The sequence below is a fragment of the Thioclava pacifica DSM 10166 genome, from assembly GCF_000714535.1.
GTDB classification, from domain to species: domain Bacteria; phylum Pseudomonadota; class Alphaproteobacteria; order Rhodobacterales; family Rhodobacteraceae; genus Thioclava; species Thioclava pacifica.
This window is the reverse complement of the sequence record NZ_AUND01000023.1, coordinates 212,480-228,160: the sequence shown is the minus strand read 5'-3', so window position 1 is coordinate 228,160 and position 15,681 is coordinate 212,480. Positions and strand designations below refer to the sequence as shown.

Annotated in this window: 11 protein-coding genes; 1 reads left to right on the top strand and 10 read right to left on the bottom strand. The window is 64.2% G+C overall.

All coding sequences use genetic code 11. The features are described from left to right. Window positions 1-6: 6 nt before the first annotated feature. The 8 genes from TP2_RS10370 to TP2_RS10335 all read right to left on the bottom strand — a co-directional run bounded on the left by TP2_RS10370 (window position 7) and on the right by TP2_RS10335 (window position 9,792). A complete protein-coding gene (locus TP2_RS10370) occupies window positions 7-1,194 on the bottom strand; it encodes an efflux RND transporter periplasmic adaptor subunit (protein ID WP_051692466.1) in 1,188 nt (395 codons plus the stop codon). A gap of 173 nt (window positions 1,195-1,367) precedes the next feature. Continuing rightward, on the bottom strand, window positions 1,368-3,335 hold the full coding sequence (locus TP2_RS10365; RefSeq protein ID WP_038076993.1) for a bifunctional 2',3'-cyclic-nucleotide 2'-phosphodiesterase/3'-nucleotidase: 1,968 nt from the start codon (window positions 3,333-3,335) through the stop codon (window positions 1,368-1,370). 147 nt (window positions 3,336-3,482) lie between these two features. Then, window positions 3,483-4,496, bottom strand: coding sequence for an ABC transporter ATP-binding protein (locus TP2_RS10360; protein ID WP_038076991.1), 1,014 nt, complete (start codon window positions 4,494-4,496; stop codon window positions 3,483-3,485). Further along, on the bottom strand, window positions 4,493-5,470 hold the full coding sequence (locus TP2_RS10355; RefSeq protein ID WP_038076988.1) for an oligopeptide/dipeptide ABC transporter ATP-binding protein: 978 nt from the start codon (window positions 5,468-5,470) through the stop codon (window positions 4,493-4,495). Before TP2_RS10355 ends, TP2_RS10360 begins: the two co-directional genes overlap by 4 nt. A gap of 1 nt (window position 5,471) precedes the next feature. Beyond that, window positions 5,472-6,374 (bottom strand): ABC transporter permease, encoded by a 903-nt coding sequence (locus tag TP2_RS10350; RefSeq protein ID WP_240473743.1) that lies wholly within the window; start codon window positions 6,372-6,374, stop codon window positions 5,472-5,474. Between the two features lie 22 nt (window positions 6,375-6,396). Continuing rightward, window positions 6,397-7,320: an oligopeptide ABC transporter permease OppB gene (gene oppB, locus TP2_RS10345; protein ID WP_038076981.1), complete on the bottom strand. Its 924-nt coding sequence runs from the start codon at window positions 7,318-7,320 to the stop codon at window positions 6,397-6,399. Window positions 7,321-7,385: 65 nt separating this feature from the next. Beyond that, complete coding sequence (locus TP2_RS10340; protein WP_038076978.1) at window positions 7,386-8,969, bottom strand: peptide ABC transporter substrate-binding protein; 1,584 nt, start codon at window positions 8,967-8,969, stop codon at window positions 7,386-7,388. Window positions 8,970-9,231: 262 nt separating this feature from the next. Next, a complete protein-coding gene (locus TP2_RS10335; RefSeq protein WP_038076975.1) occupies window positions 9,232-9,792 on the bottom strand; it encodes a YqgE/AlgH family protein in 561 nt (186 codons plus the stop codon). Between the two features lie 163 nt (window positions 9,793-9,955). Between TP2_RS10335 and TP2_RS10330 the strand changes: the two genes are divergently transcribed. Continuing rightward, complete coding sequence (locus TP2_RS10330) at window positions 9,956-10,768, top strand: protein-disulfide reductase DsbD domain-containing protein (protein ID WP_038076973.1); 813 nt, start codon at window positions 9,956-9,958, stop codon at window positions 10,766-10,768. 16 nt (window positions 10,769-10,784) lie between these two features. On the opposite strand, the gene TP2_RS10325 is transcribed toward TP2_RS10330, so the two are convergent. Next, on the bottom strand, window positions 10,785-14,153 hold the full coding sequence (locus tag TP2_RS10325) for an efflux RND transporter permease subunit (protein ID WP_038076971.1): 3,369 nt from the start codon (window positions 14,151-14,153) through the stop codon (window positions 10,785-10,787). 1 nt (window position 14,154) lies between these two features. After that, the gene (locus tag TP2_RS10320) at window positions 14,155-15,615 is read right to left on the bottom strand and encodes an efflux RND transporter periplasmic adaptor subunit (protein ID WP_038076968.1); all 1,461 of its coding nucleotides are present in this window, start codon (window positions 15,613-15,615) and stop codon (window positions 14,155-14,157) included. Between the last annotated feature and the right edge of the window lie 66 nt (window positions 15,616-15,681).

Genomic DNA, 15,681 nt, shown 5'->3' with positions numbered 1-15,681 from the left:
TCGGGATTACTCCGCCGTTGCGGCGGCATCCGCCGGCGCCGCGTCTTTCACAACGCCCTCTGCATTGATCGTCACCGGCACCGTCTTGATCTCGGCCCCGTCGCGCAGGTTCTTGAGCCCGTCGAGGATCACCTGATCACCGCTCGCGATTCCGTCCGTCACGATCCACGCATTCTGATACGTCCCTGCCGTGCTCAGCGTCACCTTTTTCGCCTTGCCGTCGGCCGCGACGAAGGCCGAAAGCGAACCGTCGCTCTCCCGCGTCGTCGCGCGCTGCGGCACAAGGATTGCCTGCGTCGTGCCCAGCGTGATCTTCGCGCGCAGGAATTGCCCGGGCAGGATCAGCCGGTCGGGATTGTCGAACCTGAAGCGGAAATCGACCGTTCCGGTGGTCGAGGAGACCGTCGCGCCGGGGCTGACCAGCGTGCCGGTCCCGTCATATTCCTCGCCCGTTTCCAGCAGCAGCGAGACCTTGAGCTGCTCGCCGCGCTGGAGCGTGCCCTGGCTGATACGCTGACGCACGCGCATGATCCGCGCCGAGCTTTCCGACACATCGACATAGATCGGATCAAGCCGCGTCACCGTGGTCAGCGCGTCGGTCTGGTTCGCCGTCACGAGCGAACCCACCGAGACCTGCGCCACATCCGGCACCCCATCAATGGGTGAGCGGATCACCGTGCGGTCGAGATTGAGCTGAGCGGTTTGCAGATCGGCTTGTGCGGTCAGAAGCGACGCCTTGGCCTGCGCCAGCGTGACCTGCGCGCTTTCCAGATCGCTGATCGAGACGGAGGTTTGTTCAAGCTTGGTGTAGCGATCCACCTGGGCCTGCGCCGCTTTTACATTCGCCTCGGCGCTGACTTTCTCGGCCTGCGCGGCGGTGAGTTCGGCCCGGTAGGTATCGTCGTCGATATGGAATAGCGGATCGCCGGCTTTCAGCTTGTGACCGGCGTCATAGTCGATCGAGGCGATGGTGCCCGCCACGCGGGGACGGATATCGGTCTGCTCATAGGCAACCGCGCGGCCCGGAAGCGTGACGACATAGGGCACGGGTTGGGCATCGACCTGCATCACGCCGACCTCGGTAGCCCCCGAGCCGCCCGCGCCGGACATCCCTTGCGCAAGGGCCGCGACACTCATCACACCGCTCGCGAGCGCCCCAAATGCCGCGCGCCGCGTCACCAAACCAAAGCCCATACGTCCGTTCTCCCTGTCCGCATGCCGGTGCGTTCCGGCGAATTGACCTGTCTTACGATAGCGGTCCGATTATCTGTCGCCACTCTGTCAAGAGCCGCCATGCGCTGGGAACATGGCTCAAAAACACGAAAGGGGCGCCGAAGCGCCCCGTTCATTCTTTCCATATCATAGACTTACAGCGTGATCCGGTAGAGCGCGAAGCCCCCTTCTCCGTCTCCGGCCGGTTCGATTTTCAGCCCGCGCGACTTCACGTCTTCGAGATAAGCCTGCGCTTTCGGCCCGGTCTCGAACAGAACCGTCGCGCCCCCCGCAGGCGCGAAGGACCAGTTCGCATCGGCCTTGGGGTTGATCGTGCCAGCCTCGTGGATGTAGCGCACGATCACGTCGCGGTTGGTATCGGGCGCGCGGTAGATCACCGTCGAGCCATCCGCACCGGGGAAACTACCCCCGCCCGAGGCACGGTAATTGTTCGTCGCGATCACGAATTCGGCCTGCGGGTCGATCGGCTTGCCCTGATAGTGCAGATCGACGATCCGGTTCGCGTCCGCATTCACCAGATTGCCGTCGCTGTCGTATTTCGAGGGCTGGGTGATGTCGATCTGATAGGTCACCCCGTCGATCACGTCGAAATTGTAGGACGGGAAATCGGGGTTCAGGAGCGTGGCATCCTTCGCGCCCGGTTCGATCTGGTTGAACATCCCCGCCGAGCGTTCCAGCCAGTCCTTCACCTGCGCGCCGGTCACTTTCACCACCTGCAGCGTGTTCGGGTAGAGGTAGAGATCGGCCACGTTCTTGATTGCGACCGGACCCGCCGGAACATCGGTGTAATAATCCGGACCGCCGCGCCCGCCCGCCTTGAACGGCGCCGCCGCCGACAGGAGCGGCAGCTTGCCCTCGGGCGTGCCTTCGAGCAGCGTCTTCACATACCAGATCTGCGCATTCGAGACGATCTGCACCGACGGGTCATCCGCCACCAGCGCGAAATAGGAATAGAGCGGCACCGAGGTCTCGCCCACCTTCGCGCGAACATATTTCAGCGTCTCTTCATGCACCTGATTGGAGCTCGCCAAGACCGGCTCGTAATCGGTGGTGAGCGCTGTGATCGAACGGTCCTCGCCGCGCGAGAAGATCGGGCGGATCTCGGAGCTATGCGCCGCGATCTGCCACTTGCCGCCGTCATGGCTAAGCATCAGGTCGATCAGGCCCATATGGTTGCCCCAGAAGCCCGCCTGCACCGCCGGTTTGCCCTGCAGCGTGCCCTTCTCGTTGTCGATACCGGGGCCGTCGAAATCCTTGCCGGGGAAGTTGCGGTGCTGGTGACCGGTGATGACCGCGTCGATCCCGTCGACACCGGCGAGATAGAAGGCCGCGTTCTCCATGCCGTCGCTTTGCGGGCCGTTGTCGATGCCGGTATGGGCGAGCGCGACGATCAGGTCGACACCGTCCTCGCGCATCTGCGGCACCCAGGCGCGGGCGGCCTCGACGATGTCGCGGGTCTGGTAATTGCCCTCCAGATGCGGGCGGTCCCATTGCATGATCTGCGGCGGCACGAAGCCGATCACGCCGATGCGGATCGGCATCTTGTTCCCCGCCCCGTCGGTCAGGTCCCGGTCAAGGATCAGGTAGGGCGGCAGATACAGGTCATCCTCGCGCGGGGAGGCCCCGAGCTTATGGGCGAAATTCGCGCAGACCATCGGGAAGTTCGCGCGATCGTTCACCTTCTTCAGGAAATCCATCCCGTAGTTGAACTCGTGGTTCCCGAGCGTGCCGCAATCATAGCCGAGGATATTCATCGCCGCGATGACCGGGTGGGTGTCGCCCTCCTTCATCCCCTTCGAATAGGCGATGTAATCGGCCATCGGGTTGCCCTGCATGTAATCGCCATTGTCGAAGGTCATCGTATTGGCGGCTTCCGATCGCACCGCCTCGATCAGCGAGGCCGTGCGCGACAGCCCGACCGTATCGACGGGCTTGTCGGCGTAATAATCATAGGGGCGGATATGGCAGTGAATATCGGTCGTGCAGAGCAGGCGCAGGTGGGCCTGCCCCGCCGCGGCTTGCGCGGTGAAGGGGTGGACCATCACCAACCCGCCAGCAGCAGTGGTGGTAAGCAGGAAATGACGGCGCGAAATAAGCGACATGGGGGTCCTCCGGGACAATGGCTCCTTGTCGGAGCGCTCTATCCCGGAAGCGTAACAGCGATTTGACCGATCGGAAAAATACCTTCGCGTCAATCGGCGCAAAATGGCGTGAGCGGGCAGGGTCGCGCCCGCCCGACGCCCAAGTTTTCAGCTTTCGGCCAGAACCGCCTGCACTTCGGCCGCAGGTCCGGGATGGTGGCAGAAGACCTGCCGTCCCGCGACCTCTTCGGTCGGCGGCTTGCTCGCGCAGATCTCGCTCGCGCGCGGACAGCGCGTGCGCAGCGGACAGCCCGAGGGCGGGTTGAGCGGGCTTGGCAGGTCGCCTTCCAGCGCGATCAGGGTCTTGTTGCGCTCGACCTCCGGATCGGGGATCGGCACCGCCGACAGAAGCGCCTGCGTATAGGGGTGCTGCGGCTCGGTGAAGAGCTTCTCGGTCGCGCCCGCCTCCATCATCTGGCCCAGATAGAGCACCATCACCTCGTCGCAGACATGGCGCACGACGCTGAGGTCATGGGCGATGAAGATGATCGTGAGGCCCAGATCGCGGCGCAGGTCTTCGAGCAGCGCGATCACCTGCGCCTGGATCGACACGTCGAGCGCCGAGACGGGTTCGTCGCAGATCAGCAGCTTCGGCTCTACCACCAGCGCGCGGGCGATGCCGATGCGCTGACACTGACCGCCCGAGAACTCGTGTGGATAGCGGTTGATCTGGTTCGGCAGCAGACCGACCTTCTCCATCATCTCGCGGACTTTTTCCTTGCGCGCCGCACGGCCCATTTTCGGGCGATGCGTGCGCAGGGGTTCCGCGATGATCTCGCCCACCGTCATGCGCGGGTCGAGCGAAGCCAGCGGGTCCTGGAAGATCATCTGGATATCGGAGCGGTATTTGAGCATCTGCCGCGGCGAGAGGGTGAGCAGATCGGTCTTGCCCTCCCAGAGCACCTCGCCTTCGGCGGGCAGCATCCGGATCAGCGCGCGGGCCAGCGTGGACTTACCGCAACCGGACTCGCCCACGATGCCGAGCGTCTTGCCCTGCTCGAGCTTGAAGCTCACGCCATTCACCGCGCGCAGCTTCGGCGGCTCGGTCCAGGGCAGGTCCGAAGCGCGGCGGATGTCGAAAGTGACCCGAATGTCGCGGGCCTCGATCAGCGGGGTCGTCATGCGGCGGCCTCCTCGATCGTTTCAATGGAACGGTGACAGGCGCGGGCGCGCCCCTCGCTGAATTGCGTCAGCGCCGGCATATCCTGCGCGCAAATCTCCTCGGCAAAGTCGCAGCGCGGGCAGAACGGGCAGCCCTTCGGCGCGCCCGTCATGTTCGGCGGATTGCCCCGGATCGGGGTCATCGCATTGCCCGCGTCAAGCCGCGGCAACGCGCCCAGCAAGCCTCGCGTGTAAGGGTGGGTCGGGTTAGCGAAGAGCGGATCGACGGGCGATTGCTCCATCACCTGACCACCATACATAACGATCGCACGCTCGCAGAAGCCCGCGACCACGCCGAGGTCATGAGTGATCAGCACCGTGGCCATTCCCAGCTCGCGCCGCAGCTCTCCCAGCAGGTCCATGATCTGCGCCTGCACCGTCACGTCGAGCGCCGTGGTCGGCTCGTCCGCGATCAGCACATCGGGTTTGCACAAAAGCGCCATCGCGATCATCACGCGCTGACGCATCCCGCCCGAGAATTCATGCGGGAACAGCCGCACCCGGTTCTTCGCATCCGGGATCTTCACCAGATCGAGCATATGCGCGGCCTCGGCCACCGCATCGCGCTTGGAAAGCCCCTTGTGCAGCATCAGCACCTCGGCCATCTGGTCCGAGATCCGCATATAGGGGTTGAGCGCCGTCATCGGGTCCTGAAACACCATCGCGATCCGGTCGGCGCGGATCTTGTTCAGCTCGCGCTCGGACAGGTTCAGGATCTCCCGCCCCTCGAATTCCACCGAACCCGAGGCTTTCCCGTTCGCGGCCAGCAGCCCGAGGATCGAAAAGCTGAGCTGCGACTTGCCCGATCCGGATTCGCCCACGATGCCGAGCGCCTCGCCCTTTTCCAGCGCGAAGCTGACGCCGTTGACCGCATGGATTTCGCCCTCGGGCGTCTCGAAACGGACATTGAGGTCTTTTACGTCCAGCAAGGCCATATCAGCGCTCCTTCGGGTCGAGCGCGTCACGCAGCCCGTCCCCCACGAAATAGAAACCGAAGAGGGTGATGACGAAGAAGAAAAGCGGGAAGGCCAGCTGCCACAGCGTGCCATAGCTCATCGTCCCCGCCCCTTCCGAGATCAGCGCGCCCAGCGAGGTCTGCGGTTCCTGCACGCCGAGGCCAAGGAAGGAGATGAAGCTCTCGGTCAGGATCATCAGCGGCACCAGCAGCGTCGCGAAGACCACCACCACGCCCACGAGGTTCGGCAGGATATGGCGGCGGATGATCGTGGGTGCAGGCACGCCGATGGCGCGCGCGGCCTCGACATATTCGCGGTTCTTCAGGGTCAGGGTCTGGCCGCGCACGATCCGCGCCATCTCCAGCCAGGATATCAGGCCTACCCCCACGAAAAGCATCCCGATCGAGCGGCCATACATGACCAGCAGCAGGATCAGCACGAACATGTAGGGGATCGCCAGTAGGATATCGACGAGGCGCATCATGAACCCGTCGACGCGGCCGCCGAAATAGCCCGAGATCGCACCATAGACCGTGCCCACCGAGACCGCGATCAGCGTGCCGATCACGCCCACCAGCAACGAGATCTGGGTGCCTTGCACGGTGCGCGCGAACAGGTCGCGCCCCAGATCGTCGGCGCCGAAATAATGCCCGTTGGCGAGTGACGGCGCCGAGGCCGTCGCATCGCCCATCACGTTATAGTCGATGTCGGAATTGTTCCACGCCGCCAGAAGGTTGCCGAACAGCGCGAAGCTCACGACGAAGATCAGCAGCCCCAGCCCGAAGATCGCGGCCTTGTTGCGGAAGAAGCGGCGGCGCGCATCGGCCCAGAGCGAGCGGCCCGCCACGTCTTCGCGGCTCGTTGCCTCGGCGAGCGAGGTCATCTTGGTTTCATCTATGACCATCTCAATACCGGATTTTCGGGTCGATCCATCCGTAGATGATGTCGACGACAAGGTTGAACAGGATGGTGAGCGTGCCCAGTAGGATCGTGATCCCCATCATCACCGCGTAATCGCGGTTGAGCGCGCTATCGACGAAGCTTTTGCCGATCCCGCCGGTGGTGAAATACACGTCCACGATCACCGAGCCGGTGATCATCGAAACGAAGGCCGGCCCGAGATAGGAAATCACCGGCAGCAGCGCGGGTTTGAGCGCGTGGCGCAGGATGATCTTGCGCTTCGGCAAGCCCTTGGCGCGGGCCGTGCGGATGTGGTTCGAGCTCAGCGTCTCCAGCATGGACGAGCGCGTGATCCGCGCGATCGAGGCCATGTAGGAGGTCGAGAGCGCGATCACCGGCATGATCCAGAACCGCGGATCGTCGAAGCTCCAGCCACCACCGGGCAGCCAGTGCAGCGACAGCGTGAAGATCAGCACGAGGATCGGCGCCATCACGAAATTCGGCAGCACCTGCGCGCCGATCGAGATGCCGACGGCGAGATAGTCGAGCCAGGAATTGCGCTTGATCGCGGCCGTCACACCGAGGCTCACCCCGACCAGAACGGCGGTGATGAAGCTCAGGAAGCCATAGGTCAGCGTCACCGGAAAGCCCTGCGCGATGATGTCGTTCACCGAGCGGTCCTTGTAGGTGAAAGAGGGTCCGAAATCGAAATGGGCGACCACGTTCCACAGATAGGTGGCGATCTGGCGCCACAGCGGCTGGTCGAGCCCGTATTTCGCGTTCAGGTTGGCAAGCACTTCGGGCGGCACGGCGCGCTCGGCGGTGAACGGCCCGCCCGGCGCCACATGCATCAGCACGAAGCTCGCGATGATGAGCGTGAGCAGCGTCGGGATCGCAATGGCCAGACGCTTGAGAATATAGACGATCATACGATTACCCCGGAATGGCTCGGGCGGGCCGATCGCTCAGCCCGCCCGATTTGGGTCCGCGCGGCTTAATTCGCCGTGCGATACATGTTCTTCGCATACCAGTTCAGCTCCACGTTCTCGAACGGGTAGCCCTTGATATGCGAGTTGAGCAGCATCGGCAGCGAGTAGTGGTAGACCGGCGCGAGCGGCATCTGCTCGGCGAGGATCTGCTCGGCCTTGGTGTAATCGGCCTGCGGATCGGCGGCGGTCTTGCTGTCTTTCAGCAGCGCGTCATAGGCCGGGTCCTTCCACTCGCCCACATCCTGATCCGACCACGAGGTCAGCACGTCGAGATAGGTCGAGGGTTCGTTGTAATCGGCACACCAGCCATAGCGCGAAATGTCGAAATCGTGCTGCTGCTGTTTCTCGAGATAGACCTTCCACTCGTAATTCTCGAGCGTGACCTCGACCCCGAGCGGCTTCCAGAACTGCTGTACCGCGATGGCGAGCTTCTTGTGATCCGACGAGGTGTTATACATCAGGCGCAGCTTGAGCGGGTGGTCGGGGCCGTAGCCAGCCTCTTTCAGCAGCTCCTTGGCCTTCGCCATTCGCTCGGCCTGGGTCATCTTCGAGTAATCCGTCTCGGGCATGGTGAAGCCCGCGGTCGCCCAGTGGGTCCAGCTATAGGCCGGCTTCTGGCCACCCTTGAGGATCTTGTCGACGATGATGTCGCGGTCGATCGCGTAGCTGAGCGCCTTGCGCACGCGCACGTCTTTCAGCGCCTCGGGGCCGCTGTCACCCACGTTGAAGATGTAGGAATAGGAACACGAGCGCGGCGGTGCGAAGGCCTGATCCGGATACTCGTCCTTGAGGCGCGGATACTGGCCCGCCGGGGTCTGCACGAAATCGAGCTCGCCCGCCTCGTAGCGCGTCAGCGCCTGGTTGAGATCGGTGATCGGGACGAATTTCAGATCGGTCAGCGTGGTATTCGCCGCATCCCAGTAGCTGTCGCTCTTCACCAGCTCGATGCTCTCGCCGATCTTCCACGACTTGAGATTATAGGCCCCGTTCGAGACCATGTTCTCGGGCTTCGTCCAGTCCGAGCCGAATTTCTCGACGACCTTTTGCGGCACCGGGAAGGTCGAGGAGTTCACCAGCATCTGACGGAAATAGGGGATCGGGGTCTCAAGCTGGACCTGCAGCGTCATGTCGTCGAGCGCCTTCACGCCCAGATCGGTCACCGGCTTCTCGCCCGCGATCACCGCATGGGCGTTCTGGACCTGCATCAGCTCCATATACCAGGCGTAGTCCGAAGCGGTCTTCGGATCGGCCAGACGCTGCCAGGCATAGACGAAATCCTGCGCGGTGACCGGATCGCCGTTCGACCATTTCGCGCCTTCGCGCAGGTGGAACGTGTAGGTCATCTTGTCGTCCGAGACGTCGAAGCTGGTTGCGAGCGCGGGTACAAGATTGCCCTCCGCATCCTGATCGTAGAGCCCCTCGAAGAGCTGGTGGAGCACGTCGTTGCCATCCTTCGACGTGTTCAGATCGGGATCGAGCGTCTTGAGATCGTCCTGCATCCAGTATGTGAAGGTCTGGTTCGCGGCGAGCTTGGTGCCTTCGGGAACATGGCTCGACTGGGCAAGAACGGGCACGGCGCTGCCCAGCATCAGGGCAAGGGCGGAAATCGCGGCTATGGATTTCAAGGGATACCTCCGATTTGTCCGGGGTCGGAGCGTCGCAGCACACAACCTCAGGGTGATCCCGACGCCCCCCGGTTTTTCATTGATGCATCATCAAGAGTGAAGTTTCCCGCACGCGCAAGTCTGACGTCGCGACGGTCACACCCATGTGAGAAGGCTTTCGCGCAAGCCCCAAGAAGCTTGGCGAAACTTGCGCGGCACACGCGCAAAGCGAAACGAATGATCGGGCTCAGGCGTGTCCGGCGGCAGATGAGAGAGTCCGCGGATCGATTCCCATACCTTCAAGAGCGCGCGTCCACTTGGTCGCGTGATCGCCATCAAGCGCAAGATCGGCATCGCTGTCGGCGATGAGCCAGCCATTGTCGAGGATCTCCTCCTCGAGCTGTCCCGGTCCCCAGCCCGCATAGCCAAGGGCCATCAGTGCCTGATCGGGCCCACGGCCCATCGCGATATCTTCGAGAATGTCGCGCGTGCCGGTCATCCGCAGCCGGTCCGTCACTTCCATCTGACCTTCGCTGCGCCGCCAGTCGGGCGAATGCAACACGAAGCCACGCCCGGTCTCGACCGGGCCGCCGAACAGGATCGGACGGTTGAGGCGGATATCGGAGCCCGGTCCCTCGATGCCGAGCGTCTCGAGCAGTTCGGAAAAGTCGGGCTTGGGCAGCGGCTTGTTGACGATCAGCCCCATCGCGCCCTCCGGCGAATGTGCGCAGACCGCGATCACCGAATGCTCGAAGCGCGGATCGCCCATGCCCGGCATCGCGATCAGGAATTTGCCCGTGAGATCCATTGTCGCAGTCCTTTGCGATCCATAGCTGCTATCTAAAGGTGGCGTCGCGGGAGGCAGGGTTCAAGGCCGTTTCGCCAGCCGAGCCTGATCGCGGGTCAATTGTTGCAACGCCCTGTCGCGTTTGTGACTTTGGCAGGCACGCCGCAGAGGCTAGGGAAAGAGTATGACACGTCTGTTACCAGTTCTGAGCCTTGCGCTTGCCACCTTGCCCTTTGCCGCGCCCGCGCAGCAGAGCGTTCTTCCGGCGCCGCCTCCGCCCCCGGGCTTGGAGAATGCCGAATTGCTGCCCGGCTGGCAGCGTAAGGACGGCTCGCGGATGGCCGGGCTCGAGATCTCGCTGGCACCGGGCTGGAAGACCTATTGGCGCGCGCCGGGCGATGCGGGCATTCCGCCGCAGATCACCTTCGCGGGCTCGCAGAATGTGGCCGATGTGAAACTGCATTGGCCCGCACCCGAAATTTTTCTTTCCGCCGGGATGCGCACGATCGGCTATCACGACGGGGTGCTGCTACCGGTCTCGATCACACCCGCTGATCCGACGAAACCGGTGACGCTGAAGGCCGAAGCAACGATCGGGATCTGCGACCAGATCTGTGTGCCGGTGACGCTGAACCTCGAGGCCGAGCTTTCGGGAAAAGGCGCGCTCGACCCGCGGATCGAGCAGGCGCTGGCCGCGGAGCCGAAACCGGTCGATGCCGTTACCCGCTGCCAGACCGAAGCGGTGCGCGACGGGGTCAAAGTCACCGCGCGGATCGACCTGCCGCCGGCCATTGGCCCGGAAGAGACGTTGTTCGAGCTGGCCTCGCGCCCGGTCTGGGTTTCGGAGGCGACCAGCCATCGCGAGGGTGATGCCCTCGTGGCTTCGGCCGATTTCGTGCCCCCTGAGGCGAAACCTTTCGATCTCGATCTCCGCGACGTGCGCATCACCGTGCTCTCGGATCGCGGACCTGTGCAGATCGAGGGCTGCACCGAGTAAGCCGGTCCGAGGCCGATCAGGCCTCGGGCGGCGCCATGTGCCGGACGTGACCGCGCAGCAGACGCGGTGCGATCAGCCCCGCCGCCAGCACGATCATCGTCGCGATCAGCGCAAAGCCTCCGAAGGCGGGCATCATCGCCTGACCCGTCAGCATCGCGCGGCCCAGCGTAATCGCGAAAGCCACGATCAGGAGCGCCGCGACACCGCCCAGAATGCCGCGCAGCTTCACCACCCGAGCGCCATGGCGCACGGCCGTGATCTGGCGCCCGAAATCGAGCTGGATCGCGAGCATCGCAGGCACGACCAGCAGCACGATCACCATGCCGAAGCCCAAGCCATAGACCAGCGTGATGACGGTCGATTTCAGGAACAGCGCCGAACTCGATTGTTCGTAAAGGAGCGGCGCAAGGCCCAGCACTGTCGTCAGCGTGGTCAGCAGAACCGGGCGCAGACGATCGGAGACCGCATCGACGATGGCCGGGACGATGCCGCGCCTCTCGGCATATTCGTCCACGGTCGAGATCAGCACGATCGCATCGTTGATGATGATCCCCACCATGCCGATTCCGCCGACTACGGCGAACATCGACATCGGCAGGTTCCAGACATAATGGCCCCAGATCGCACCGACCGCGCCGAAGGGGATCACCGACATCACCACCAGCGGCCGGGTCCAGCTCGCGAAGATCCAGGCGAGCACGATATAGATCCCGATCACCACCATCGACAGGCCGACCGTCGCATCGGACATGAAATCGCGTTCCTGCTCGGCCTGACCCGACATCACATAGGCCACACCGCGTTCCTCGGCGATACGCGGCAGGATCTCGGTCTCGACCTGGGACAGAATCGCATTGGCCCGCGCGGGATCGTCCTCGGAGACATCGCCCGTCACCGAGACCTGCCGCACGCCATCCTCGCGCCGGATCGTCGAGAAGCCGGTCTGGCTGCGCACCGAGACGATATCGGCCAGCGGCACCCATTGACCTGCGGGCGTGCGCAGCTGCATCCGGTCGATGAAGTCGGCGGCCAGTTCCTCGGGCGGCAGTTCCACCCGGATCGTGGCCGAGCGCACACCATCGGGGAAGCTCGCCGCTTCGGTACCGTTGAGCCGCGCGCGCAGCTCGCGTCCGAGCGTCGCGATATCGAAGCCCAGCGCATCGCCCTGCGGGGTGAGGTCGAGCACCAGCTCCTGCTTGTCATAAGCGAGGTTATCCTCGACCGCCGAAACCTCGGGGAATTGCGCCAGTGCCGTCTTGAGATCCTCGGCGGCCTCCTTGAGCACGCGCGTTTCCGCACCGGAGAATTGCACCGCGATCCCGTCGCCTGCGCCACCCATCGAGAAGCGCCGGAAGCTGATCTCTTCGACCAGAGGCAGGCGTGGCGTTTCCTGTTGCAGCCGCGAGACGAAATCGAAGCTCGAATAAGGACGGTAATCGGGGTCGATCACCTCGATCGAGATCGAGCCGAGCAGATCTGTATCCTTGGTGTCGGCCGAGGCCAGCGCACGCCCAGACGCCCCGCCGATTTGCGCGATGGCGTATTCGACCGGGTTCACGCCGTATTCGTCCTCGAACTCCTTGGCGACGCGCGTCACCGTCGCCTGCATCGCGCGCATCATCGCCTCGGTGTCAGCGCGCGTCGCGCCCTCGACCATCGAGAAGGAGCCGTTGACGGTGGATTGCTCGGGCGGATTGAAGAAGCGCCACTGCACCTTGCCCGACATCACGAAGGAGACCTGCCACAAGAGCAACGCGATCGCCGCTGCGATGACCGGATAGCGCGCGGTGACGACTGCCCGCGTCAGCGGCTTCATTACCTTGCGGCGGAACCAGTCGAGCCCACGGTTCACCTGCCGCGAGGGCCAGTCATACCACTTGCCTTCAGAGGTATGCCGCAGCGCGTGGCTCATGTGATTGGGCAGGATGATGAAGCATTCGACCAGCGAGGCCATCAGCACCGCGATCACCGTGTAGGGAATATCGACGATCATGTTGCCCATGCGCCCGCCGATCACGGTCAGGCCCGCGAAGGCGATGACGGTCGTCAGGGTCGAGGCAAAGACGGGGGCGGCCATGCGCCGCGCACCATTCTCGGCGGCCAGCGTGGGATGCTCACCCAGATGGCGCGCGCGGAAATCGGCATGTTCGCCCACCACGATTGCATCATCGACCACGATCCCCAGCGTCAGGATGAGCGCAAAGATCGAGATCATGTTCAGCGTCATGCCGGAGAAATACATCACCGCCAGAGCCGCAGCCATCGAGGTGGGGATGCCCATCGCCACCCAGAACGCGGTACGCGCATTGAGAAACAGGAACAGCAGCCCCAGCACCAGCCCGAGACCGAGCACCCCGTTATTCACCAGCAGGTCGAGGCGCTGCGTGATCCGCTCGGAGCGCGTGCGCACAAGGTCCATCGTGGTCCCGGCGGGTAGGGTCGGCTGCATCTGCGCGACAACCGCCTGCACCTTCTTCTGGATCGCGATTGCATCGCCCGCGGCCGAGCGCGCGACATTGATCACCACGGCCGGATTGTCACCGACGAAATAGGCCTTGTTGCGATCGCCGCCCGCGACATGGATGCGCGCGACATCGCCCACAGTAAGCTGCGAGCCATCAGGTTCGGTCCGGATCACGAGGGCCGCGATCTCGGGAGCGGACCGGCGTTCCTCACCGGTTGTTACGCGGGTCGCGCCGCCCGCCACATCGCCTGCGGGATCGGTCGCGGCCTCGGCGGCGATCACGTTGATGATCTCCGTGAGCGTCACATCATGGGCCATCATCGAGACGGTCGGCACTTCGACGACGGTCTCGGGCGCGGCGATCCCGGCCAACGCGGTGCGCGTGACACCTTGCTGATAAAGCCGCACCACCGCCTCGTCGCCCAAACGTCCGAGCTGTTCGGTCGAAAGCGGCCCGGTGATCACCAGATCGGTCACCGTATCGCGCCAGACGCCCCGCGTGACCTCGGGTTCCTCGGCCCCTTCGGGCAGATCTCCCGCCGTCGCCAGCGCGTTCTCGACATCGTTGACCGCGCGCGACATGTCCCAGCCCGGTTCGAAATCGAGGCTGATGCGGGCCGAGCCCTCAGACGCGCGGCTTTCGGAATTCTCGACCCCCTCGACCGCGATCAGCGAAGGTTCGAGCACCTGCACGATGGCGCGATCGACCTCTTCGGCCCCCGCCCCTTCCCAGGTGACCGAGACGGAGACCGATTCCTCGACCGAGTCGGGAAAGAACTGCGCCCTCATCCTCGGCAGGGCGATCAGACCGGCGCAGATCATCACCACGAGCACGATATTGGCGAGCGTGGCGTGACGGGTGAACATGCCGATCAGCCCGCGTCCGGGCGGCAATTCCCTCGGGTCCAGATTTGCTGCCATCTCAGCCCCCGATCCGCGATTCGAGTTTCTCGACGGTCGCGACCGGCACTTCTTCCTGCTTCAGTTCGGCAAGGAAGCGCTGCTTGGCGCGGTCGGGCATGGCGGGGTTTGTCTCGACATAGTCGATCAGCTTGGCGCGCCGCTCCGGGTCGAGCTTCATCATCTCGGGTCCGGTGGCTGCCTCGGGCTGGCCGGGCCGCATCGGACGCAGCTTGATACCGCGGCCCAGAAGCGGTGTACGTTCGGTCACGATCTCCGTGCCGGGGGCGAGGTCCCCACGGATGATCACCGCATCGCCCTGACGGCGCAGAATGGTGACGGGCGCCTCATCGAGCCGGTCCTCCGCCCCGAGCACGAGCACGGTGCTTTTCGCATCGGCCGCCGCCGAGGGGATCTCGGCTACATTGTCGAGCGCGGGCTCGCTTAGACGCACGGTGACGAAATCGCCCGGGCGCAGGTTCGCAGCGCCCGTTTCGATCCGTGCGAAGAGAAGCCGCCCCGTCACGCCATCATCGACGGCAGCGGAAACGCGCGAGAGCTGCCCTTGGGCGGTCAGCGTCTCTTCTCCGGCGACCAGTTCCACCGTGACCGGAAGGTCGCGCAGCTCGCCCCGCGCATCGCTCAGCCGCGCGAATTGCGCGGTCGAGACGCGGAAGGCGATCTCCAACGCGGTCGGGTCGATCAGCTTGCCCAGCATCTCGTTGGTCGACACCAAGCCGCCAGCCACCGCGTTCACCTCCGCTAGGCGGCCTGCGAACTCGGCCCGGACCTCGGTATCGGAGAGCTTTCGCTCCGCCTCCGAGAGCGTGATCTTCGCACGGGTCAGCCCGGTGCGCGCGGTATCAAGCTGTGCCTGTGCGGTCGAAAGGGCCGAGCGACGGTTGAGCACCGCCTGATCTGCGGCAGAGGCCGCAAGCTCCGCCGTCTCCAGCGTCGCAGCAGACCCCACGCCCCGATCCGAAAGCGATTGCTGACGGTCGAGCGCCTTGCGCCGCAGATCGGCCTGACGCTGCGCCGCGCTCACATCATCGCGGGCGATAAGCAAGGCGCGCTCGGCCTGCGCCAATGCGGCTTCCGCCTCAGCGACCGATGCCGCAGCACTGTCGCGGGTCGCCTGCGCCTCGGCCGGATCGAGCTTCACCAGAAGCTGCCCCCTCTCGACCTCCGCGCCATCTTCAAAATCGGACGCGAGCTCCACGATCGTTCCGGCCGCCGAAGCGCGCAATTCCAGCTCGCGCGTCGAGCGCACCTCGCCATAGGCGGTCAGCACCGGCGCGATGGTGCCGAACTCGACCGGCATCACGTTGGCCGCGAAGACCCGCTCGCGCTGCATCTGCGCATTTCCACCCCGCGCCTTGCGCGCCTCGACCGCCTTGTAGATCGAGAACCCGCCCATCGCGAGCAGGCCCAGCGTCAAGGCCAGTAGAAACAGCCCCATCAGGGAGCGGGTCAGAAACCGCATATCGACTCCAGTCTCAATATTGGGCGGGCGCTCACCGGCGCCCACAATCGCGCGAGATCATGTTAC